This window comes from Allobrachymonas wangyanguii, from assembly GCF_045055315.1.
Classification (GTDB): Bacteria; Pseudomonadota; Gammaproteobacteria; order Burkholderiales; family Burkholderiaceae_C; genus Brachymonas; species Brachymonas wangyanguii.
Window position 1 is genome coordinate 1,060,181 of sequence record NZ_CP173677.1, and the last position, 22,672, is coordinate 1,082,852.

At 62.3% G+C, this 22,672-nt stretch carries 20 protein-coding genes, 3 tRNA genes and 1 other annotated feature; of the genes, 14 read left to right on the plus strand and 9 right to left on the minus strand.

Going from position 1 to position 22,672, the window contains the following annotated elements; translation table 11 throughout:
* The first annotated feature begins 106 nt into the window (after positions 1–106).
* Positions 107–946 carry a bifunctional DNA-formamidopyrimidine glycosylase/DNA-(apurinic or apyrimidinic site) lyase gene (mutM, locus tag ACI3EV_RS05090; RefSeq protein ID WP_329770249.1) on the plus strand — a complete coding sequence of 280 codons (840 nt, stop codon included), beginning with the start codon at positions 107–109 and terminating at the stop codon, positions 944–946.
* Positions 943–2,037, plus strand: coding sequence for an A/G-specific adenine glycosylase (gene mutY, locus ACI3EV_RS05095; protein WP_337690594.1), 1,095 nt, complete (start codon positions 943–945; stop codon positions 2,035–2,037). Before mutM ends, mutY begins: the two co-directional genes overlap by 4 nt.
* Here mutY and rapZ read toward each other — a convergent pair whose 3' ends face one another.
* From rapZ to ACI3EV_RS05110, 3 genes are read right to left on the minus strand one after another with little or no spacing between them, the layout of a single operon-like run.
* Complete coding sequence (rapZ, locus tag ACI3EV_RS05100; RefSeq protein ID WP_337690593.1) at positions 2,038–2,934, minus strand: RNase adapter RapZ; 897 nt, start codon at positions 2,932–2,934, stop codon at positions 2,038–2,040.
* Between the two features lie 18 nt (positions 2,935–2,952).
* Positions 2,953–4,638 (minus strand): DNA repair protein RecN, encoded by a 1,686-nt coding sequence (gene recN / locus ACI3EV_RS05105; protein ID WP_337690592.1) that lies wholly within the window; start codon positions 4,636–4,638, stop codon positions 2,953–2,955.
* A gap of 2 nt (positions 4,639–4,640) precedes the next feature.
* Positions 4,641–5,549 carry an NAD kinase gene (locus ACI3EV_RS05110; protein ID WP_337690591.1) on the minus strand — a complete coding sequence of 303 codons (909 nt, stop codon included), beginning with the start codon at positions 5,547–5,549 and terminating at the stop codon, positions 4,641–4,643.
* Positions 5,550–5,580: 31 nt separating this feature from the next.
* Between ACI3EV_RS05110 and hrcA the strand changes: the two genes are divergently transcribed.
* Complete coding sequence (gene hrcA, locus ACI3EV_RS05115) at positions 5,581–6,600, plus strand: heat-inducible transcriptional repressor HrcA (protein ID WP_329770254.1); 1,020 nt, start codon at positions 5,581–5,583, stop codon at positions 6,598–6,600.
* Between the two features lie 159 nt (positions 6,601–6,759).
* A complete protein-coding gene (locus tag ACI3EV_RS05120; RefSeq protein ID WP_337690590.1) occupies positions 6,760–8,097 on the plus strand; it encodes an MFS transporter in 1,338 nt (445 codons plus the stop codon).
* 52 nt (positions 8,098–8,149) lie between these two features.
* On the opposite strand, the gene ACI3EV_RS05125 is transcribed toward ACI3EV_RS05120, so the two are convergent.
* Positions 8,150–8,227: transfer RNA gene (locus ACI3EV_RS05125), tRNA-Arg, on the minus strand.
* Between the two features lie 82 nt (positions 8,228–8,309).
* Here ACI3EV_RS05125 and ACI3EV_RS05130 point away from each other — a divergent pair.
* Positions 8,310–9,497: an MFS transporter gene (locus tag ACI3EV_RS05130; protein WP_337690589.1), complete on the plus strand. Its 1,188-nt coding sequence runs from the start codon at positions 8,310–8,312 to the stop codon at positions 9,495–9,497.
* Between the two features lie 60 nt (positions 9,498–9,557).
* On the opposite strand, the gene ACI3EV_RS05135 is transcribed toward ACI3EV_RS05130, so the two are convergent.
* Positions 9,558–9,635, minus strand: a tRNA-Arg gene (locus tag ACI3EV_RS05135).
* Between the two features lie 284 nt (positions 9,636–9,919).
* On the opposite strand from ACI3EV_RS05135, the gene ACI3EV_RS05140 reads away from it, so the two are divergent.
* The 5 genes from ACI3EV_RS05140 to soxZ all read left to right on the plus strand — a co-directional run bounded on the left by ACI3EV_RS05140 (position 9,920) and on the right by soxZ (position 13,811).
* Positions 9,920–10,231, plus strand: a complete 312-nt coding sequence (locus ACI3EV_RS05140) for a c-type cytochrome (RefSeq protein WP_329770257.1) — start codon at positions 9,920–9,922, stop codon at positions 10,229–10,231.
* Positions 10,228–11,520, plus strand: coding sequence for an FCSD flavin-binding domain-containing protein (locus ACI3EV_RS05145; RefSeq protein WP_337690588.1), 1,293 nt, complete (start codon positions 10,228–10,230; stop codon positions 11,518–11,520). Before ACI3EV_RS05140 ends, ACI3EV_RS05145 begins: the two co-directional genes overlap by 4 nt.
* A gap of 139 nt (positions 11,521–11,659) precedes the next feature.
* Positions 11,660–12,997, plus strand: a complete 1,338-nt coding sequence (locus tag ACI3EV_RS05150; RefSeq protein WP_337690587.1) for an FAD-dependent oxidoreductase — start codon at positions 11,660–11,662, stop codon at positions 12,995–12,997.
* Positions 12,981–13,472 (plus strand): thiosulfate oxidation carrier protein SoxY, encoded by a 492-nt coding sequence (locus ACI3EV_RS05155; protein WP_337690586.1) that lies wholly within the window; start codon positions 12,981–12,983, stop codon positions 13,470–13,472. Before ACI3EV_RS05150 ends, ACI3EV_RS05155 begins: the two co-directional genes overlap by 17 nt.
* Positions 13,473–13,484: 12 nt before the next feature.
* A complete protein-coding gene (gene soxZ / locus ACI3EV_RS05160; protein WP_337690585.1) occupies positions 13,485–13,811 on the plus strand; it encodes a thiosulfate oxidation carrier complex protein SoxZ in 327 nt (108 codons plus the stop codon).
* Between the two features lie 111 nt (positions 13,812–13,922).
* On the opposite strand, the gene ACI3EV_RS05165 is transcribed toward soxZ, so the two are convergent.
* Entirely contained in the window at positions 13,923–14,138 is a 216-nt protein-coding gene (locus tag ACI3EV_RS05165) for a hypothetical protein (protein ID WP_337690584.1), read from the minus strand.
* On the opposite strand from ACI3EV_RS05165, the gene ACI3EV_RS05170 reads away from it, so the two are divergent.
* Together ACI3EV_RS05170 and ACI3EV_RS05175 are read left to right on the plus strand one after the other, a co-directional pair.
* A complete protein-coding gene (locus ACI3EV_RS05170; RefSeq protein WP_337690583.1) occupies positions 14,137–15,549 on the plus strand; it encodes a GntP family permease in 1,413 nt (470 codons plus the stop codon). The two genes, ACI3EV_RS05165 and ACI3EV_RS05170, sit on opposite strands and share 2 nt — an antisense overlap.
* Positions 15,550–15,675: 126 nt before the next feature.
* Positions 15,676–15,752: transfer RNA gene (locus ACI3EV_RS05175), tRNA-Ile, on the plus strand.
* 165 nt (positions 15,753–15,917) lie between these two features.
* Here ACI3EV_RS05175 and ACI3EV_RS05180 read toward each other — a convergent pair.
* A complete protein-coding gene (locus ACI3EV_RS05180; protein WP_337690582.1) occupies positions 15,918–16,952 on the minus strand; it encodes a hypothetical protein in 1,035 nt (344 codons plus the stop codon).
* A 13-nt stretch (positions 16,953–16,965) separates the two neighbouring features.
* The gene (locus tag ACI3EV_RS05185) at positions 16,966–19,197 is read right to left on the minus strand and encodes a DUF3987 domain-containing protein (RefSeq protein WP_337690581.1); all 2,232 of its coding nucleotides are present in this window, start codon (positions 19,195–19,197) and stop codon (positions 16,966–16,968) included.
* A gap of 51 nt (positions 19,198–19,248) precedes the next feature.
* Between ACI3EV_RS05185 and ACI3EV_RS05190 the strand changes: the two genes are divergently transcribed.
* Positions 19,249–20,483 (plus strand): IS3 family transposase gene (locus ACI3EV_RS05190; RefSeq protein WP_323030487.1). Its coding sequence is split into 2 segments (ribosomal slippage): positions 19,249–19,537 and positions 19,537–20,483, totalling 1,236 coding nucleotides; the frame shifts between segments, so codons are not numbered across the junction.
* Positions 19,527–19,643 (plus strand) — a sequence feature (AL1L pseudoknot). Its footprint overlaps the gene before it by 117 nt.
* Positions 20,484–20,537: 54 nt before the next feature.
* Here the strand turns inward: ACI3EV_RS05190 and ACI3EV_RS05195 are convergent.
* Positions 20,538–20,759, minus strand: a complete 222-nt coding sequence (locus ACI3EV_RS05195) for an AlpA family phage regulatory protein (protein ID WP_337692022.1) — start codon at positions 20,757–20,759, stop codon at positions 20,538–20,540.
* 1,303 nt (positions 20,760–22,062) lie between these two features.
* On the opposite strand from ACI3EV_RS05195, the gene ACI3EV_RS05200 reads away from it, so the two are divergent.
* The gene (locus ACI3EV_RS05200) at positions 22,063–22,671 is read left to right on the plus strand and encodes a DUF5681 domain-containing protein (protein WP_337692021.1); all 609 of its coding nucleotides are present in this window, start codon (positions 22,063–22,065) and stop codon (positions 22,669–22,671) included.
* The last annotated feature ends 1 nt before the right edge of the window (position 22,672 follow it).

A 22,672-nucleotide genomic window follows, 5' to 3' on the forward strand; every position in this document is an offset into this window, starting at 1 on the left:
GTCTGTGGATAATAAAGGATGTTGGGCGCGTCCCCCGCAAACGGGGCCTTCGCCCGGTATGCAGATGCAACGGCGCCAGGCGCCATTTCCCGAGAGACCGAATCCCGTGCCTGAATTGCCCGAAGTCGAAGTGACACGCCGCAGCTTTGCTGACCGCATCCGCGGTGCCACCATCCGTCAGGTGCAATTGGGCAAGCCCTTGCGTTGGCCGCTGGGCGTGGATCCGGACGACTTGCAGGGTCGCGTGGTGCAGGGCGTGCGCCGGCGTGGCAAGTACCTGCTGATGGATCTGGACCAGGGCCTGCTGATGCTACACCTGGGCATGTCGGGCAGCCTGCGCTTTGACAGCCGGCTGCCGCCCGCCGGACCGCATGACCACTTCGAGATGAACACCACGCTGGGTGTGCTGCGCCTCAACGATCCGCGCCGCTTTGGCGCCATCATGTACATGGAAGGCGAGCACGATCCGCGTGCGCGCAAGCTGCTGGACCATCTGGGCGTGGAGCCGCTGGAAGACGCGTTCAGCCTGCAGCACCTGGCCGAAGGCCTGGCCAGGCGCAAGGCGCCGGTCAAGCAGGTACTGCTGGCCGGCGACATCGTGGTGGGCGTGGGCAATATCTACTGCTCGGAAGCGCTGTTCCGTGCCGGTATCGATCCCTTGCTGCCGGCCAACCAGCTCAAGCCGGCGCAGGTACGCCGCCTGTGGGAAGCGATCCGCCATATCATCCAGTGGGCGATTGACGAAGGCGGCAGCACGCTGAAGGATTTTTCCAGCGCCGAAGGGCGCAACGGCTATTTCCAGCTGCAGGCCATGGTGTACGACCGCGCCGGCCAGCCTTGCCGCGTCTGCGACACGCCGATCCGCATGCTGCGCCAGGGCCAGCGCTCCACCTATGTCTGCGCCAAGTGCCAGAAAATGCCGCGCTCGCGCTTTCCGAAGCCATGAGCAACGTACCCCTGTTTCCGCTGGCGGAGTTGGATACCAGCGCAGCGGCCAGCCAGCAGCGCCTGTTGCAGCTGCGAGATGCTTTCTTTCCGCGGCTGGTGGTGTGGCAGCGCCAGCATGGCCGCCATGGCTTGCCCTGGCAGCAGCAGCGCGATCCCTACCGCGTCTGGCTGTCCGAGGTGATGCTGCAGCAGACCCAGGTGGTCACGGTGCTGGATTACTACGCACGCTTTCTACAGGCCTTTCCCGACGTACGGGCGCTGGCCGATGCGACGCAGGAAGAGGTGATGGCCTTGTGGAGCGGGCTGGGCTACTACAGCCGAGCACGCAATCTGCATGCCTGTGCCCAGCAGGTGCGCGATGTGCATGGAGGCGAGTTTCCGCGCAGCAGCGCCGATCTGGTCAAGCTGCCGGGAATCGGCCCGTCTACAGCCGCGGCGATTGCGGCGTTCTGCTTTGGCGAGCGGGTCTCGATATTCGATGCCAACGTACAGCGTGTGCTGGCGCGGCTGCTCGGTTTTGGCGAGGACCTGGCATCGGCCAGGGCGGTACGCGCCTTGCACGACATGGCGCAGCAACTGGTGCACGCGGATGCCGATGCGGCGGACATGGCTTCCTATACGCAGGGCCTGATGGATCTGGGCGCGACTGTCTGTACCGCACGCCAGCCGCGTTGTGCCGCCTGCCCGATGGCCAGCCTGTGCGCCGTGGCCGGTCAGGATCTGGCGGTGGAGCTGCCACGCAAGACAAAAAAGCTCAAGCGCACGGCTGAATCATGGTGGCTGCTGGTGCTGCGCAGCCCGCAAGGCATCTGGCTGGAGCGGCGCGGGCAGCAGGGCATCTGGGCCGGGCTGCACTGTGTGCCCTTGTTCGGTTCGGAGGCCGATGCACTCGCTGCCGCAGCGGGGCTGGGCAGTGCGCATCATGCGCCCATGTTCCGCCATGTGTTGACGCACAAGGACTTGTACCTGCATCCGGTCCTGATCGATGTGGCCGGCGGGCAGCAACCCGCCCTGGCCGGGGAATGGCATGCCGACTGGGCGGCGCGCGGCCTGCCTGCCCCCGTGCGCAAGTGGCTGGAGGCGCTGTGATCAGCGGTCGTCCTGCTCGCGGTGGCGCTTGAGCACCGAGCTCCAGTTGGCACGGAAGTCCTGGAACAGTTTTTCCACCAGGTAGACCGAGCGGTGCTGGCCGCCGGTACAGCCAATCGCCACCGTGACATAGCTGCGGTGGTCCTTGGCCAGTTCGGGCAGCCAGTGGCGCAGAAAGCCGTGGATATGCTGGCGCATCAGCTCCACATCGGGCTGCTGTTCCAGGAAATCGATCACCGGCTGGTCACGGCCGGTCAGCTCGCGCAGGCCGGGCTCGTAATGGGGATTGGGCAGCATGCGCACGTCAAACACATAGTCGGCATCAGCCGGCACGCCGCGCTTGAAGGCAAAGGATTCGAAAATCAGCGTGAGCTGTTGCGGATCGACCGCGATCAGACTCTTGATCTGGCTGCGCAATTGGGCCGGGCGGCGCAGCGTGGTCTCGATCACGTGCGCCTGCAGGCGGAACTCGGCCAGCAACTTGCGCTCCAGCGCGATGGCGGCTTCCAGATCATGCGTCTGGTCGTTGGTGGCGACGACGGTGAGCGGGTGCTTGCGGCGCGTTTCGGAAAAGCGCCGCATCAGCATCGGGTCGGATGCATCCAGGAACAGGGCGGTGACCAGGATGCCGCTGCGGCGCAGGGCATCGACCTGCATCGGGATCAGCGGCAAGGACTTGGAACTGCGCGCGTCCATGGCCACGGCAATGCGTCGGGACTGGTGCTGTTTCTCGATCTCGATAAAGGGCTGCAGCAATTCCGGCGGCAGGTTGTCCACGCAGTAGTAGCCGGAATCTTCCAGCGCCTGCAGGGCGATCGATTTGCCGGAGCCTGACATGCCGCTGATGATGACCAGGTGCATATCGGCTTCGGCGGGAGTCGGATGGTGGGTGGTCATGGCATGGTCCTGTAACAGCTAGGAGGTGGACATGCTGCCGGCATGGGCCGCCTGCAGCATTTCTGTTGCATGTAACAGTGTAGCCTCTGAATCGGAAGTACTGCCCAGCATGCGCGTCAGTTCCTGCACGCGTTGTGGCGTATCCAGCGCCAGTGTCTGGCTGACCGTGGTCTGGCGGCCATCGTGCTGCGACAGCGCCTTGGACACGCGCAGGTGATGATGGCCATGCGCGGCGACTTGCGGCAGGTGCGTGACGGCCAGCACCTGGCGGTCGGCGCCGAGCTGGCGCATCAGCCGGCCCACGGTGTGTGCCACCAGGCCGCCGACGCCGGCATCGACCTCGTCAAAGATCAGGGTAGGGGCGCTGCCGAGCTGGCTGGTGGTCACGGAAATCGCCAGTGCGATACGCGACAGTTCGCCGCCCGAAGCGACCTTGGCAATCGGGCGCGGCGTGCTGCCGGCGTGGCCGGCAACCAGAAAATCGATGGCATCCTGGCCGCTGGCACCGGGCTGGGCGGCTGGCGTGATCTGGACCTCGAAACGGCCACCTTCCATGCCAAGTTGCTGCATGGCGTCGCTGATCTGCTGACCGAGTCGGCTGGCGGCCTGCTGGCGTGCCTGCGTCAACTGTTGCGCCTCGAGCGCATAGGCTCGGCCGGCCAGGTCGGCGGCGGCTTGCAGGGCATCCAGATCGTCTTCTGCGTCCAGGTTCAGCAGCTGCTGCTTCCAGCCCTCCCAGTGGCTGGCCAGCTCCTGCGGCTGCAGGCGGAAGCGGCGCGCCAGCGAGATCCAGGCCGACAGGCGCTGGTCCAGCTGCTCCAGCCGCTGTGGGTCCAGATCAGCGCGGTCCAGGTAGTTCGACAGGCCGCGCTGCACCTCCTGCAGCTGGTCCTGGCTGCTGGCGATCAGCGTGATCCAGTCCTGGAAAGCGGGTTCGATATGCGATTGTTCCTGCAGTGCATGGCTGGCGCGGTGCAGGCTGTGCTGCACGCCTTGGCCATCACCGTCCAGTAGCGCGAGGGCCTGCTGCACGGCGTCCAGCAACTGCTGAGCATGCGCCAGGCGCTGGTGTTCGCTGTTGAGCTGATCCCATTCGTCAGCCGCCGGGGCGAGCTTGTCGACTTCGGCGATTTGCCATTGCAGGCGCTCGCGCTCCTGCTGGCGCTGTGCCTGGCCCTGGCTGGCGGCATCCAGCTGCTGCTGGCGGTCACGCCAGTCCTGCCAGCGCTGGCGGATGGTATCCGTGGCAATGCGGCCGTAGCCGTCCAGCAGGGCGCGCATGCTGCCGGCCTGCATCAGGCCTTGCCAGGCGTGCTGGCCATGGATATCGACCAGCAGGGCACCGAGGGCGCGCAGCTGGGTGGCGGTAGCGGGAATACCGTTGATCCAGCCGCGGCTCTTGGCCTGGCTATCAATCGTGCGACGCAGCAGGATCTGATCTTCATCAGGATCAATGCCATATTCCTGAAGCAGTTCCAGTATTTGCGGGGTGGTGTCGAAGACGGCGCTGATATCGGCCTTGTCGCAGCCTTCGCGTACCAGGCCGGCATCGGCGCGCGCGCCCATGAGCTGTTGCAGGGCGTCGATCAGGATCGATTTGCCGGCACCGGTTTCGCCCGTGAGTACGGAAAAGCCGGAGGCCAGCTCAAGGTCCAGCGCTTCGACAATGACAAAATCCTTCAGGATGATGCGTCGCAGCGCCATGGTCAGTTGCTCCCGCTGTTCCAGTGCAGTTTTTCGCGCAGGGTGTCGTAGTAGTTCCAGCCGATCGGGTGCAGGAACACGGCCTCGTGGCGCGAACGGGTGACCATCACGCAGTCATCGGCCTGCAGCTGCGACAGGGATTGCGTATCGAAGTTGGCGCTGGCCTTGCGTCCGGCCACCAGGCGCACGGCAATCTCGGAGCTGCCGCTGAGCACGATAGGGCGGTTGGACAGGGTGTGCGGTGCAATCGGCACCAGCACCCAGCCTGGCACCGAGGGGTGCACCAGCGGGCCACCGGCCGACAGCGCATAGGCGGTGGAACCGGTAGGCGTGGCAATGATCAGGCCGTCGGCGCGCTGGTTGGAGACGAAGTGGCCGTCCACCTCGATGCGCAGTTCGACCATGCCGGCGGTGCTGCCACGGTTGATGCAGACATCGTTGAAGGCGAGCGCCTCGAACACCACTTCGCCTTCGCGCATGACGCGGCCCTGGATCATGGCGCGCCGGTCTTCCTGGTATTCGCCGCGCAGCATGGGCGGAATCGTCTCGTTGATGCGCGTGAGCGAAATGTCGGTGATGAAGCCGAGACGGCCCTGGTTGATGCCGATCAGCGGCACCTTGCTGGGAGCCAGCTGGCGCGCGGCGGCCAGCATGGTGCCGTCACCGCCCACCACTACCGCCAGGTCACAGTGGCGGCCGATCTGGTCCAGCGCCAGGGTCGGAAACATGTCACCCAAACCACTACGTTCGGCGGTGGCAGCTTCTACCGATACCTGACAGCCATGGGCCAGCAGACAGCCGATGACAGAGCGCAGAACCGTCTGTGGCGTCCCCTCGGAAGGGGAGGCTTGCGGACTGGGCGCCTGCAGGTATTTGCCAATGACAGCAACGTGGTGAAACTGTTTCTTCATGATTGGAATTAAACCATTAAAATGACATCCCATGCTGGATGAACGCGCGAAATTGCTCCTCAAAACCCTGGTCGACCGCTACCTGGCAGACGGCCAGCCGGTCGGTTCCCGCACCCTGTCGCAGGCCTCGGGGCTGGAGCTGTCGGCCGCCACCATCCGCAACGTCATGGCCGACCTGGAAGGCCTGGGCCTGATCGCCAGCCCGCACACCTCGGCCGGGCGTATTCCCACCAGCCGTGGCCTGCGCCTGTTCGTGGACACCATGCTCACAGTGCAGCCGCGTGAACTGCAGGATATTGCGCCGCAACTGGCGCTGGCGCCCGAACAGCCCAAGAAGGTGATTGCCAGCGCAGCCAACATGCTGTCCAGCCTGTCGCAATTCGTTGGCGTGGTGATGAGCCCGCGCCGTGGCTCGGTATTCCGCCATATCGAATTCCTGCGCCTGTCTGAAAAGCGCATCCTGGTAATCATCGTCTCGCCCGATGGCGATGTGCAGAACCGCGTGCTGTTCACCGAAACCGACTTTGACCAGAGCCAGCTGGTCGAGGCTTCCAACTACCTGAACGCGCATTACAGCGGCATGGCGATGGAGCAGGTCTGGGCGCGCCTCAAGACCGAAGTCGAAAGCCTGCGTGGCGAAATTGCCGGCCTGATGCAGGCCGCGATCCAGGCCAGCACCGAGGCCATGCAATCGGCCGCGGAGCAGGATGTGGTGATTGCGGGCGAACGCAACCTGCTGTCGGTCAGCGATTTTTCTTCCGACATGTCGCAGTTGCGTCGTGCCTTTGACCTGTTCGAGCAAAAGACGCTGCTGATGCGCCTGCTGGACGAATCGAGCCAGGCCGAGGGCGTGCATATCTATATCGGCGGCGAAAGCCAGGTGGTGCCGGTCGAGGAATTGTCGGTGGTGACGGCGCCGTACCATGTGGACGGCCAGGTGGTTGGCACGCTGGGCGTGATCGGCCCGATCCGCATGCCGTATGCGCGCATGGTCGAGGTGGTGGACATCACCGCGCGCCTGCTGGGTAATGCACTGAGCCCGCGCAGCTGAAAACCGACATTCTTCTGTCAAAAACCGGATGGTGCGGTGCAGAATAGGGCCTGCAGCGGGTGATTTCTTGCGCCAGATCAAGGAATCCTGCATTTTGCCCGCCGCGATAAATGGTTGAAATTTACAATCATTCCAGCGCAACCAGCACAAGGAAATCCGATGGCGACTTCCACTCTTGCCCGCACGGGTCCTGCAAGCGGCTTCAGCCGCTGGCATTGGCGCATCATGCTGGGGGGCTGCCTGGTCATGATGGGTGGTTCCATCGTCTTGTCGGGACTGTCCTTCATTCACCCCTACGTGATCCAGGAGCTGTTCCCGCAGCGCAACGGTGCCTTTCTCTGGTACTACACCTTCACGCTGCTCTCCATCGTGCTGTCGATGATGCTGCTGGGCAGGACGCTGTTCCCGAAGCTCGGTGCCAAGCGCATGATGTACTTGGGTACCAGCCTGGTGACCGTGGGCATGGTGCTGTTTGCCTCCAGCACGGAAGTGTGGCACTTTTATGTGGCGGGCATCGTGCTGGGCACCGGCTATGGCCTGAGCTTTCATCTGGTGCCCATCATCTGGGTCAACAACTGGTTTGTCGGCGGCAAGGGCACGGCGATTGGCATCGTGATGGGCGGTACCGGCGTGGGTGGCATGCTGTGGTCGCTGCTGGTGCCCATGGTCTCGTCCAGTGCCGGCTGGCGTGCAGCCATGCTGCTGGCCGCAGTCATCGTGTTCGTGATTCCGGTGCTGGCGACCTGGCTGCTGATGCGCGATACGCCGCAGGAAGTGGGCCTGCTGCCACACGGCTTTGACCCGGCGCTGAGCTCGCCTGATCCTGCCAGCCAGCCGGGTCAGCTCTACCACGAGGCGCTGCGTTCGCCCTGGCTGTGGCTGGTATACGCCATGGTCATCGTGATGGGCATGGTGCATGCCGGGGCGCAGGTGCTGGCGATCTACCTGCAGGGCACGTCGATCTATTCCGATCCCACGCTGCCGCTGAAAATGCAGCCGCCCGAGGAGACGGCTTTCTTCTCGATGCTGATGATTGTCTGGACGCTGGGTCTGCTGGCGTTCAAGCCGCTGCTGGGCTGGCTGAATGACCGCATCGGCATGCTCGTCACCATGCTGGTGTCGCTGGGCATGCAGGCGCTGACCTTTCTCTACCTGCCGTACATGGTGTATGGCAGCCCGGCGGTACTGATGTTCGTGGCCATGATCTTCATGGCGGCCGGCATGTCCAACGGTACCGTGCAGCCGCCGTTGCTGCTGTCGGGAACTGCGGGCCAGCGTGACTTTGGCAAGATCTGGTCGTTTTTTGGCACGGCCTACTTTATCGGCCTGGCGCTGGGCACACCGCTGTGGGGCCTGGTGCGCGACCTGAGCGGCAGCTTCCTGCCGGGATTCCGCGCGGCACCGGTGCTGCTGATGCTGGTGGGGCTGCTGTCCTGGTGGGGCATGAAGCAGGGCCACGCCGCGTATCTGCGTCGTGCCGGGCAGGAAGGGCGCTGATGGACAGGCAAACGAAAAACCCGTTGCAGCAGGACTGCAACGGGTTTCTGTATGGTGCGGCTGGCAGGATTCGAACCCACGACCCCTTGGTTCGTAGCCAAGTACTCTAATCCAACTGAGCTACAGCCGCTGAAAGATGAAATTGTATACCGGAATTTGCTGTCGTGACAAGTCGCAGGTAAAAAAATGACAAATTTCTGCAGGAGAGTGGCATGTCGGTGAATCGGTCGGGCTTGCGCGGCATGCCGGCGGGCATCTGGGTGCTGGGCCTGGTCAGCCTGCTGATGGATATTTCCTCGGAGATGATCCACAGCCTGCTGCCGCTGTTCATGGTCACGGTGCTGGCGACTTCCGCCACCACGGTCGGCATCATCGAAGGGCTGGCCGAGTCGACGGCGCTGATCGTGAAGGTGTTTTCCGGCGTGCTGAGCGACTGGCTGGGCAAGCGCAAGGGGCTGGCGGTGCTCGGATACGGGCTGGGCGCGCTGACCAAGCCGCTATTTGCCGTGGCCAGCAGCTCCGGGCTGGTGCTGACGGCGCGGCTGCTGGACCGGGTCGGCAAGGGCATACGCGGTGCGCCGCGCGATGCGCTGGTGGCGGACCTGACGCCGCCGGAAATCCGTGGTGCCGCCTTCGGCCTGCGGCAATCGCTTGATACCGTGGGCGCCTTCCTCGGGCCGCTGCTGGCGGTGGGTCTGATGCTGTTGTGGGCGAATGATTTCCGTGCCGTGTTCTGGGTGGCCGTGATTCCGGGTGTGCTGGCGGTGCTCTTGCTGCTGTTCGGCCTGCGCGAACCGGCCAGCCCGGTGCGCGAAAAGCGCGTCAATCCGATCCGGCGCGAGAACCTGCAACGTCTCGGCACAGCCTACTGGTGGGTGGTGGCGATTGGCGCGGTGTTCACGCTGGCACGTTTCAGCGAGGCCTTTCTGGTGCTGCGCGCCGAGCAGGGCGGCATGGCGCTGGCGCTGATCCCGCTGGTGATGGTGGCGATGAATGCGGTGTATTCGCTGTCGGCCTATCCGTTTGGCAAGCTGTCGGACCGGGTCAGCCGGCAGGGGCTGCTGGCAGTAGGCCTGATCGTGCTGATTGCGGCCGACCTGGTGCTGGCCAGCAGCGCGCACTGGGCAGTGGTGCTGGCGGGCGTGGCGCTGTGGGGCGTGCACCTGGGGATGACGCAAGGCTTGCTGGCGGCACTGGTGGCCGATACCGTGCCGGCAGATTTGCGCGGCACCGGCTATGGATTCTTCAATCTGGTGAGCGGCATCGCCATGCTGGTGGCGAGCGTGCTGGCTGGCATGCTGTGGGACCGACTGGGAGCGGCGTACACTTTTTATGCCGGGGCCGTGTTCAGCGTGCTGGCGCTGGGGATGCTCTGGTGGCATGGGCGGCGCATGCACTGAGCGATTCAGGTATCGGACAAACGAAAAACCCGTTGCAGCGAACTGCAACGGGTTTCTGTATGGTGCGGCTGGCAGGATTCGAACCCACGACCCCTTGGTTCGTAGCCAAGTACTCTAATCCAACTGAGCTACAGCCGCTGAAGACACGCATTGTAGCAGCATTCTTGCAGCCGGTTCAAGGAATTTTCAAAATTCTTGGCGAGCCCGGTCTGGATGTCGATATCCATATTTCTTAATTGTCTAAGTTGCGTGGAAAAAGTGACGCTCTGCGTCTTATGCTGATGCCCCAGAGCCAAGTCGGCTCGAAGCGGGTAGGGCGTCACGTGCCTGCCTTCCTGTGTAAACCATGATCATGAGGTGTCCAGTTGGATCTGCAATCATCCCGTTTCAGGAATGAAACACCCCCTTCGGGCCAGGCGCGCATGCGCCTGCTGCCTGCTGCTGCCGTGCTGGCAGCCACCTTGACTACGGCTATGCCGGCGCTGGCCCAGCCGGCGCTGCAGGACATTGCGGTGGCGGCTGCCACCTGCTTCAACTGCCATGGCACGGATGGCCGCTCGAGTGGCTCGATCCCCTCGATTGCCAGCCAGCCCGAGCACTTCCTGCTGCAGCGCCTGCAGGATTTCAAGGCCGGCAGCGTCCCGCATGCGACCGTGATGACGCGCCTGATGAAGGGCTACAGCGATGCCGAGCTGCAGGGCCTGGCCAAGTATTTCTCGGAGGTGCCGCGATGAGCCAGCATGACAGCTCCTATTCCCGTCGGCAGATTCTGGGCGGCATGGCCGCTGGCGGCCTGTTGCTGGGGGCGCCTGCGCTGGTACGCGCGCAGCAGGCTTCGGCCCATGTGGTGGTGGTGGGTGGCGGCTTTGGCGGTGCCACGGCGGCGCGCTATCTGCGCCGCTACCAGCCGGACGTGAAAATCACCCTGGTGGAACCGGCGCAGCGTTTCTATACCTGCCCGTTCTCCAACCTGTACCTGGCTGGCCTGAAGGAGTGGGATAGCCTGGGCCACGGCTTTGATGGCTTGCGCCAACTCGGCATCGAGGTGGTGCATGCCAGTGCCGAGCAGGTCGATGCCAACGCGAAGACAGTGAAGCTGTCGAACGGCGCTACGCTGCGCTGGGACAAGCTGGTACTGTCGCCCGGCGTGGACATGCAGTGGAACAAGCTGCAGGGCTATGACGAGGCTGCCGCCCAACTGGCGCCGCACGCCTGGAAGGCCGGCGCGCAGACACAACTGCTCAAGCGCCAGCTGCAAGACATGAAGGATGGCGGCACCTTCGTCATGACGATTCCGGAAAACCCGTTCCGCTGCCCGCCCGGCCCGTATGAGCGTGCAGCCATGGTGGCGCACTACTTCAAGCAGCACAAGCCGAAATCCAAGATCCTGCTGCTGGATGCCAAGACGGCATTCTCCAAGCAGGCGCTCTTCATGCAGGGCTGGAAGGCCCTGTACGGCGACATGATCGAGTGGGTTGGCCAGGTGGATGACGGCGAGGTGGTGCGCGTGGACGCAGGCAAGCGCGAGGTGGAAACGGAGTTTGGCCAGATCCACCGTGCCGATGTGCTGAACGTAATTCCGCCGCAGAAGGCCGGCTTTATTGCCGAGCGAGCCGGTGTCACCAATGGCAGCGGCTGGGTGCCGGTCAACGGTGCCACGTTCGAATCCAGCCAGGTGAAGGACGTGTTCGTGGTGGGGGATGCGACGATTGCCGCACCCATGCCCAAGTCCGGCTTTGCCGCCAACACACAGGGCAAGCTGGTGGCCGCGGTGATCAGCGCGCAGCTGCGTGGCCAGCCGGTGCCACAGGCTTCGTATGCCAATACCTGCTACAGCCTGATCGGGCCGGATTACGGCATTTCCGTGGCTGGCGTCTACAAGGCCGAGGGCAGCAAGGTGATCGAGCTGCCGGATTCGGGTGGCGTGAGCCCGCTGGATGCCGATGCGCGTTTCCGCCGCATGGAGGCGCTGTACGGTGACGGCTGGTATCGCTCCATTACTGCTGATATCTGGGGCGCATAAAGCAGCACTGAAGGGGTAAATACCCGAGGTAGCGGTGATTCAAAATGCTACTCGGGTATCATCGGGGGCGACAAGCTTGCCAGCTGGCTTTGGCCAGTGGCCTTGTCGCCCCCTTTTTGCATTGACCTTCATTCTTTATATGAAACGCAGAACCTTCATGGCCGCGCCGTCGGCCGTGGCGCTGGGTGCGGCCGTCGGCTTGCCCCTGTCCGCCATTGCGGCACCTTCCGTCATCACTTCTGAAACCCGCCTGCTGCCGCGCCATGTGGGCGGCCCGCGCATCGTCATTTGTGGCGGTGGCTGGGGCGGCCTGACCACCGCACGCTACCTGCGCCAGTGGGTGCCGAATGCCGATGTAGTGGTGCTGGAACGCAACCCCACCTTCTGGTCCGGCCCGATGAGCAACAAGTGGCTGGTGGACATTGTCAATACCGACTTCGTGCACCACGACATGTCGCACCCTGCCAACAAGTACGGCTATCGCCTGATCCAGACCGAAGTCAACGGCTTTGACCGCAACAAGCGCATCGTGCGCACCGCGCATGGCCAGGTCGATTACGACTACCTGATCCTGTCTGGCGGTATCCGCGATGCCTTTGACGCCTGGTTTGGCGAGGACCGCGAAGCGGCGACCTATACCAGCGACCATTTCAACAGCGCCTATATCCCGAATGCGAAGATGCCGGCGCTCAAGGCCAAGCTGAAGAATTTCAAGGGCGGCACCATGGTGATGACGCTGCCGCCGCCGCCGCACCGCTGCCCGCCGTCGCCTTACGAGCGCGCCTGCCTGATGGCCTGGCACATCAAGAAGAACAAGATTCCCGGCAAGATCCTGATCCTGGATCCCAAGCCGAAGATCGGCCCGATTGGCGAAGGCTACCGCCAGGCGTTCGAGGAGTTGTATCCGGACATCATCGTGCACGTACCGAATGCCGGCGTGAAGAGCCTGGATCCGTACAAGAAGCGCATCGTCACCGCCGCTGGCGACTACGATTTTGACGATGCCATCCTGATGCCGCCGCACCAGGCCGCCGACATGGTCTGGCATGCTGGCCTGATTGCCAAGAATGAAGACGGCAAGCCGACCGGCTGGGCCGATATGGACCCGCGCTTCTTCACCGCGCGCAGCGATGACAAGGTCTACTTTGTCGGTGACCTGATGGGATCGATTTCGCCGCAGTTCGGCTACTACCCGAAGAGTGCGCACGTGGCCAACGCCATCGGCAAGATCGTGGCACGCAATATTTCCGAGCGCGTGGCTGGCAAGGAAGTGGTACCGGTCCTGCCCGACAACCTCTGTTTCATGATGGTGAACGGTGATCCGCAGGAAGAGATTGCGGTCAAATTCGACTACGAGGTGGACAAGGCCAGCGGCCATGTGCACCAGACGCAGATTGATATTGATGTCCGCACCACCGAGATGGTGAAGGAGGACTTTGCCTGGATCAAGGGACGCTTCGATGATTTCCTGTTCTGACCGTAGCCTGGCGATGCCCGCGCGTCGCCAGTTGATCAAGGGCGCTGCCGTGGGTGCCGGACTGGGCGTGATGTCGCCGGTGCTGCTGGCACAGAATGCCGATGCGCCGGTCAGCCCGGAAGTGACCAAACTGGTGAATGACTTCCTGAAGGGCGGCAAGCCGCTGGCCGATGGCCTGAAGCTGGACCTGCCGGTGCTGGGCGACAACCCGTCTTCCGTGCCGATCAAGGTGCGCGTGACGCTGCCAATTGACAGCAACAACTGGTGCGAGGAGCTGATCGTGATTGCCGAGAGCAATCCGGTGCCGCTGGCTACGCGCCTGTATTTCTTCCCGGCCATGGGCGCGGCAGAGGCGGCGATCCGCCTGCGCCTGATCGCCTCGCAGAACATCCGCGCGCTGGCACGCATGAACGATGGCCGTCTGCTGATGACACGCCAGTTCATTGAAGTGGCACCCGGCAGCTGCGGCCTGTAAGGAGGAACCAAGATGATCAGACCCCCCCGTATCTGGATCAGCAATGCGACGCCCAAGAAGGGCGAGAAGGTGCGCGTGCGCGCCCAGACCACGCACCGCATGGAGACCGGCTTGCGCTCGGACGACAGCGGCAAGACCATCCTGCGCAATATCGTCAACAAGTTCGAGGCCAGCCTGGGCGGACAGAAACTGTTTGTCTGGAACCCGGAGATTTCGGTGGCGATCGACCCCTATATCGAGTTCGTGTTCGTGGCCAGCAAGTCCGGCACGCTGAGCATGGTGTGGACCGATGATGCCGGCAAGACGCAGACGGCAGCGCGTGAGCTCAAGCTGAGCTGAGCTGAGTTGAGAGCACTGAAGACAAGAACGCCACAGGTTTGCGCCTGTGGCGTTTTTCATTGTCAGGGCGGAAATCTTCTAAGGGTTTTCCACGATTGAAAAATTCAACAATTAAATATTTTGACAATCCGGTTCTGCAGGGTTTCTGGCTTGAGTCTGCAACTGATTGTATTTGCTGGATTTTTTATCAGGAAGAAGAGGGCGGATAGACTGACAGGCTGAAGGAAAGCGCCCCATGGAAATCCTGCATGCCAGCCAAGGCTGAGCCCTGATTTGATTGGGCAGAACTGCATAATTGCGGGTTTTTACCGAGGAGACAAAATCCATGAGTACGCTCGCGATTGTCCTGTCACTGGTATTGCTGATGTTCCTGGCATACCGTGGCTACACCGTGCTGCTATTGGCCCCGATCATGGCGGCCCTGGCGGTGATCCTGTCTGGCGACGTCAGCCAGATGCTGCCGATCTATACCGAAACCTTCATGCGGGCGCTGGGCAACTACATGCTGGCGTTTTTCCCGATCTTCCTGCTGGGCGCGCTGTTTGGCCAGTTGATGGCGGATTCGGGCGCGGCCACGGCGATTGCCAAGTGGATCGAACGCACGCTGGGCAGCAAGCACGCCATCCTGACGGTGGTGCTGGCCTGCGGCATCCTGACCTATGGTGGCGTGTCGCTGTTCGTGGTGGCATTTGCCATTTACCCGATTGCCAAGTCGCTGTTCCGTGACGCCGATATCCCGAAGCGCCTGGTGGCACCGGCGATTGCGCTGGGTTCCTTCACCTTCACCATGACGGCACTGCCCGGCACGCCCTCGATTCAGAACGCGATCCCGATCAAGTTCTTTGGCACCAACACCTTCTCGGCGCCCGGTCTGGGCCTGATTGGCGGCCTGATCATGTTCTCGCTGGGCATGCTCTGGCTGCGTACGCGCGAGAACAAGGCGCGTGCCGCGGGCGAAGGCTATGGCAACCACAGCGACGAAGAAGTGGGCCTGCGTGGCATGGTGGGTGAAGCCGACATGAGCGGCGATGCCAACAAGACAATGCCGCTGCTGCTGGCGCTGTTGCCGCTGGTGCTGGTGATTGGCGTGAACGCGCTGTTCACCTACGGCATTTTCCCGGGCATGGAGTGGGGCTTCATCAAGGACCGCTTCCCGACCATGGACGCGACCAAGCAGACCGGCATGTGGGCACTGATCATTGCGCTGGTGGTGGCCATCGTGACGCTGCTGATCGTGAGTATTGGCCGCTGGGACAACCTGCAGGAAAGCATCAACAAGGGCGTGCTGGGCTCCATGCTGCCGATTTTCAACACCGCCTCTGAAGTGGGTTACGGTGCCGTGATTGCCAGCCTGGCCGGTTTTGCCATCATCCGCGATGCGGTGCTGAACGTGTCCAGCAACCCGCTGATTTCCGAAGCGGTGGCGATGAACGTGCTGGCCGGTATCACCGGTTCGTCTTCCGGCGGCCTGTCGATCGCGCTGCAGACGCTGGGCGCCGACTACCTGCGCATGGCGACCGAAGCCGGCATCAGTCCGGACCTGCTGCACCGCGTGGCCGTGATGTCGGCCGGTGTGTTCGACTCGCTGCCGCATTGCGGCGCCATCATCACGCTGCTGTCGATCTGCAAGCTGACGCACAAGGAGTCGTACCTGAACATTGCTGCCATGACGATCGTGATCCCGCTGATCGCGCTGTCGGTGGTGATTGCACTGGGCACGATGTTTGGCTCGTTCTGATGCTGCAGCCAAAGGCTGGCCCGCGGTACAATGTGCGATTGCACTGTGTGCGGCGGGCCGTTAGCTCAGTTGGTTAGAGCAGGGGACTCATAATCAGGTTGCCAGTGTAGGAAGATACAAGTTTTCGGGCCTTTAGCTCAGTTGGTTAGAGCAGTCGACTCATAATCGATTGGTCGCCGGTTCAAGTCCGGCAGGGCCCACCAACTCCTTGGTTTCCAAGGCTTTTTCTGGAAACCAGCCTTTACTGACCGCCCCGCCATCCAGCCCCACCAAGGGGGCGAGGATTGGCGGTGGTGCAGTCAGGGCCAGCCATCCCTAAAAGCCGGTGGTGCAGATGGGGGTGCAAACCCCCATCCCAGCCTGCGGGGTTAATGGGTAGTCGGGACCTCATCGGCCACCAGTTCCGTGAAGCATCGGGCATGGGAGCCTTGCAAACCCATCCGGGCGTATTCCCGGCTCCACTTCACAAGCTCCAACGCCTCGGCGATAAGCTGCTTTGTCACTACCGGCTGCCTGTGGTCATTCCCGATAGCGTACAGAGCCGCCACCCGCAACACCCGTTCGGCCAGCAAGGCTACCGCGTCCGGCTCATGGGTCGGAACATCAAAGCGGCAGTAGCCCAGCAGCGCCCGATACACCTTGGCCGCTTCTTCGTCGAGCTGCACCATAACTGCCTCGGGGCTGTTACGTTGCCCGGACAACTCGCGCAGCTTGGCAATCAGTGCGGGGGAAGGGTCTTCGCTCAATGCTGCATGGCGGGTTCGCTGATGCCGAGCCGCACCGACAAAAAGCAACTCCCCATAGAACGGGCTGCCTTCCATCCATCCGGGCAAGCGCTCCAGCATAGCTTGCGGGGTTGTTTCCGCCAGCAAGGTAACCGGTGCCTGCCGGTTGAAGCGTTGCGTTTTCGTATCGCGGATTGGCAGCGGATAGAAAACAGCATCTAACCCTGTCGTATTCGACTGCAATTCCAGCAGCACGTCTGACTGCTTGGGCTGGGGACGCTTCCCCTCTAGGCTAGGGTCTCGTGCCGCCAAGCTGTGATGGTTGGCGTTTGACAGAACCCAGAGCAGGCCGGGGTTCTTGGTTGCGTGTTTCCACAGGGTTTCCGGGGTCGTGAAGCCCGAGGCAATGGCCGGGTCCCCGACGACCTGAAACAGCCGCTCAACGGCGACCATGGTCAAGCCCTTGCCGGTGCCTACTTCCCCCAGCAGCATGACGCTTTGGGTTACGACGCTGGCCTCCGGCATCCCTTCGGGCTGGATGACATAGCGCCCAGCCGCGAAGGAGGACATAACAGCGATGGCGGCCCCGAGAGCCAGGTCATGGCTGGCGACGGGGGCGCTACTGTGCAGGTATTCGGCGATGTCGGAAACGATGCCGAGGTGCGGATTCTTTTTCATGTTTGCTTCTCCTTTACCAGCTATGGCCGACGCAGTAGGCCTTGGTGTCTAGTTTGAATTTCTCCCGCACTTGCTGCGGCGGTAGCTGTTGCAGTGCCCCGGCTTCGAGCAACGCCTTCAGGGTTTCGTCCAGAAGGCGGCGCTCGTCCTTAAATGGTTGAACCCGTTTCAACTTCGCGTACAGGTAGGAGTGCGGGATGACGCTGCCCGTCTGGAAGGCTTTGGGCGTCTTGTAGGTTTCGCGCTTCTCGGGAGGCATGGCGAGAAAGTCAGAAACCGCTGCACGAATGGCCGCTTCCGCCTTGGCACCATCGCCGCCGCCGACTTCGCCTTTATCGAAGCGGGATTGGACGGCATGGACGCTACGCCGGACAAACTCGATAGCCCAGCGGGCATGCTCAACAGTGACCAGCGGCTGATAGGGGTTACAGCCCACAGCAATAACAGAGGCGACCTTCAGCGCGTTGAGGTGCGCCCGGTTCCATAGCTGGACCTCGGCAGCGTTCCCGCCATTGATGTGGTCATCGCATTCCCTGTCAAAAGCATCCAGCAGGGCTTCGGCGTCAGCGGCGAGATGGACCTTTGCAAAGCTGCCGTTCTGCTCACCATGGACGGCGACCGTAACCAGATCGGCAAACCGCCTAACCAGTGTCGCGTCCGGCTTGCCGCCTGCGTAGCGATTGCGCGGCGGGCGGCCTCCGGTGTATTCGATCACCAGCAGGCGAGGCACCAAGCCGTCTTGGACCAAGGCGCTGTCGAGGCAGCCGAAGAAGACCTCCGGGGTAGATTCACCGATGATGGTCAGGCTGGGGGCACGAACTACGGCGGTGTTCTTCTCCTTGTCGCTGTATGCCTGCACCCCGACGAAGCCATCCGGCCCACTGCGCGAATACAGCGCCAGCAGTTCGCTATGCAGGGCTTGTTCTGCACCGGATGCCTTGGGCGTTGTGATGCGCTTGAGCGTATGGCCGAACTCGTCCAGCACCGAATAGAAGCAGGGGCGCTCCTCGAAGTGCTTGACCAAGGCTTGCCCGGATGCAAACGAAGTCGGGCCGATGAAGCGGCTGACGGTCGGAATGCTGGGGCTGATCTCTGACAGCAAGCGATTGATGCCTTGCTTGCCCCCTTCCTTCCCGATGCCGGTCTTCGCCAGCAGGATCAAGTAGAGGTTCAGGCCAGTCGGCAGGCCGCTGGTGTAATAGGTGCGACCGGCGACCCCGGCAACCAGCCCCAGCGCAGCAGCAAGAGCGACCTCCGGCACTGGGCGGATAGCCGAACTATAGATGTACTGGGCCAGCTCGCCGACCAAGCCCGGAGGGGGCGGTAACTCGCCGGTAACGGGGCCTTCCAGCCGAGGGGCAAGGCTATGGGAGGGGGCCGGGATGGGGGCTTGTGGCGCGGTTGCCACTTGGGCGGCTAGTTCCTCCATTGCCTCCAGATCGACCGGCATCGACCCATTCGCCCTGATCTTTCGAAGCGCCAGATCAATCCGGTAATCGGTGCCCCGGTGTTTGTCGCGCTTGCCGAGGGCGGACATTCGGAACAGGCGCTTTACCTGCTCATTGCTGGGCGAGTAGTAGGCGAAGATGGACAGCAGGGCGAAGTCGGCCTCGCTTTGGCTCTCGTAGCCCAGCGCCGCCCATTCTCCAGCACATAGCAGGTTGAACTTGTCCCCGTTGATGGCGCGCATCGCCATTTCCACAAGGCCGGCGTCGTCTTGCAGTTCCTCGCGCTCCTCCAGATCAACTTGCGGAGCGGGCTTCATCTCGCCATACAGCACGTCCAGCAGGTCTTGCCGGGCTGCAATCTCCAGCGGGTGCATTACATCGCCGGTGCAGATCATGTAGCGGGCGCTGGAATAGACCTCGACGCCATCCCGATGGACGCCAGCGGGCATCTTGCCGCGCACGACGATATGAACGCCGCGCCCGGATTGTGACCGCTCGGTGTAGCTGTCGAACTTCTCGACGATCTTGGCGAAGCGGGCCTTCTGCTCGTCGGTCGCCGGGCGCTCGGGTTTGTCGTCCAGGTCAATGATGGTGTAAGGGTCGGATTCAGCCAGCACGAAACCGACGCGCAAGCTGTGCCGGTCGGCATAGGCGCAGGCAACATCGAAGGCCGCCCATGTGGTCGAATCAGTGACAGAGGCAGCGCCCCCGGTCTTCGGGTCTAGCGGCTTCTTATCGGCGGCCGCGACTACCCATTGCGGAAGCTGTCGCAGCTCCAGCGGAATATTATTTATCATTTGAACCGCCCCGGGTTTGGAGGAGGCCCCAACTCTTGAGAAGATGGAGCCATGAACAAGTCCAACAAGTTTTCCCCGGAAGTGCGCGAGCGCGCTGTGCGCATGGTGCAGGAGCATCGAGCCGAGTACCCTTCGTTGTGGGCAGCTATCGAATCGATTGCGCCGAAGATTGGCTGTGTGCCGCAAACCCTGCACGATTGGGTCAAGAGAGCCGAGATCGACGCTGGCCTGCGTGCGGGTACCACGACCTCGGATGCGCGACGCATCAAGGAACTGGAGCGCGAAGTCAAGGAGCTGCGCCGTGCCAATGAGATCCTCAAAACTGCCAGTGCGTTTTTCGCGCAGGCGGAGCTCGACCGCCAGCTCAGGAAGTGAAGGCCTATATCGACCGCCACCGCGATGACTACGGGGTCGAGCCCATCTGCCGGGTGCTGCAGATGGCCCCGTCGTGTTACTGGCGCCATGCGGCCCGGCAACGCAACCCGCAACTGCGCAGCGCACGTGCCCAGCATGACGACCATTTGAAAGCCGACATCCAGCGCGTGTGGCATGCCAACTGGCAGGTCTATGGCGCCGACAAGGTCTGGCTGCAGATGAACCGCGAGGGCATCCGGGTGGCGCGGTGCACAGTCGAGCGGCTGATGCGTACCATGGGCTTGCAAGGGGCACGCAGAGGCAAGACGATGCGCACCACCACGCCGGACACATCAGTGCCGTGCCCGCTGGACCATGTCAACCGGCTGTTTAAGGCCAGCCGGCCCAACGAGCTGTGGGTGTCGGACTTCACGTACGTCAGCACCTGGCAGGGCTGGCTGTACGTGGCCTTCGTGGTGGATGTGTACGCCCGGCGCATCGTGGGCTGGCGTGTCAGCCGCAGCATGCACACGGACTTTGTGCTCGATGCGCTGGAACAGGCCCTGTATGAGCGCCAGCCAGCAGCGCATGCCTTGACGCACCACAGCGACAGGGGCAGCCAGTACGTCAGCATCCGTTACACCGAGCGGCTGGGCCTGGCAGGTATCCAGCCATCAGTGGGAAGCAAAGGCGACAGCTACGACAACGCGCTGGCCGAGACCATCAACGGGCTATACAAGGCCGAACTGATTCATCGCCGGGGCCCCTGGAAGACCAGGGAAGCCGTGGAACTGGCGACCCTGCAATGGGTGCACTGGTTCAACCACGTCCGACTGCTCACGCCGATCGGGGGTATCCCGCCGGCAGAAGCTGAGGCAAACTACTGGAGGCAACTTGCCGACAGCAACACCTTGGCAGAGGTGTCCACTTAAACCAACCAGCCTCCTCGAAACCCGGGGCGGTTCAATTTGAGCCGTCCCCACTAATTACTGATCTGCGGCTTGAGCAGCGCGCTTATCGGCCAGCCATTGCTCAACGACTTCGCGGGGCCAGCCGACACAGCGGGGGCCGTACTTCACCGGCTTCGGGAACAGGCCGACGCGCTGCCAGCGGTAAAGCGACTCTTGCGAAATGTTGAGCAGGACGGCTACTTCGGGGTAGCGGAGGATTGCGCTCTTGAGTTCGGGCGCGGAAGTGAGCGGGTGCATGGTGGTTCTCCAAGTTCAAGTAATCGGACGCCATTACTTTCACTACGGAGAGCACCGCTCTCTAAGGTTCGGCCTCTGGCTGGAGGCTCACGATCGGGCACCGCCCGGTGAATGAGGACATTATAGGGATGAAGGGAAATGAACTTCAAGTGAACAGGAGATGCCATTTGCTGGTATATCAATCACTTAGAGTAGTATCCGGGTCTCCATATAAGGGTGCCCGTATCCGGTCCAGTCATGGCCACAGGTGGGCCGGAGTCGCCGCCAAAGCGCCGGGGACCCCACCATTACCCCGGATGTACCCAGCCAAAAACCTAATGCCACCAAGGTGTTACCGCTGGTCTGGGGTACAGGGTACAAGGGGTACAGAAATACAGAGAGAGATACCCAGATTAGATGAATCTTCATAACCCCCTACCCTAAGTACCCCATGTACCCCTGTACCCCATATATTTAGTAACCCCTTATATTTATTAAAGAAATCAACTTTTTGATTAGGGGTCCATCTGGGGTAAAACGCGCATTCTTCTGTGCCCCCTCCTGTTCAATCGAGAACGCGACCAGTCAGAAGCGGCCTCTATACCGGGCAGCAGTCAAAGCCTTGGCATGAGAGGAAGACGGGCAGGCCCGCGAAGGCGGCACACACGCCGAGCCTTTGCCTTGGGAACTTTCGGCGGGCGCGAGTCGATTACTGATGCCGTCGCGGAGTATCAGCCTCAACGAGGGAGGGGAGCAGCACGACGGCGGGCGCGACCCAAAGCCCCCATGTGGTCATGCCGGATAACGGGCCAGCGAATACATAGTCACCGGGTCTAACAGGCGACCAGCGATTAGAAACAATGGCTTAGACCAACGCCCTGACTGGCGGTGGTGCCCGACGGGGTAAGCTGACCCCGGAAACCCCCTCGCCACCGCCTTTTTACCCTAGCCCCTCCCTACCCCATGCCCCATCCCGCGAAATGGCCCCAAAGCGCGGTTTCGGCCCGTTACCGGCAGGGATGGGGGCCTTGGCCGGGACTACGGAAGGGACTGGCGGGTAGGGATCGAAAAAGACCGAGCCCACCGCTTACGGCCCCATGACAATTCACCTACCAGCTTTCCCCGGAGCCGCCCTGTTGGAACACTGGTAAGCGCAATCAAAGCCTGCGCTTCGCTCCTAGCCCCGGATGGGTTCGCCTGTCCGGGGTCTTTTTTTGCCTGCAATGGCATCAATTTACCCGGAGCCCCACCGATTTTTACCGGTGAACATTCCGGCAGCCCTGAATTTTATTGGTTGCCAAGAATGAAAACGCCCCCATGGAAAATGACCGCCGAGCAGCTTGCACAGCAGCAATCTGCCGCCGCCGTCGATTCTGACAAGCCTGTCCTGCATCCAAGCGGAAAGCTTCAAGACCCGAAAAGTGGGAAGTTTCTGCCCGGCAACTCTGGCGGCGCAGGTCGTCCGAAGGGAAGCCGTAACAAGGTCACGATTGCTTGCGAGGAACTGCTGGAAGGCGAAGGCGAGAAGCTGACGCGCAAGGCCATTGACCTGGCCCTATCCGGCGACACCACGGCGCTGAAGATTTGCCTTGACCGGATCATGCCCGCCCGCAAGGGCCGCCCCCTTCCCAAGCTGGAACGCAAGGAAGGCGAGAACCCCGTCGAAACCCTGCTCCGCGCCGTTCTCGATGGGCACGTCACACCTGAAGAAGGCCGCGATGTGGTGGGCATGGTCGAAAGCGCCGCCCGCGTAGCTGCAACGCAAATTCTCGCGGATATGCGGCAGGAGCAAATCCAAGCCATTCAGAAAGCCAGCAACGCCGGAGCCATTCCGGGCGGAGTGATGCTGGTTCCTCTCGGCGGCTCTCTCGATGACTGGGAAGCCGCCGCGCTGGGCAAGCAGAACGACCTAAAGATCACTGTTCGTAACTAAG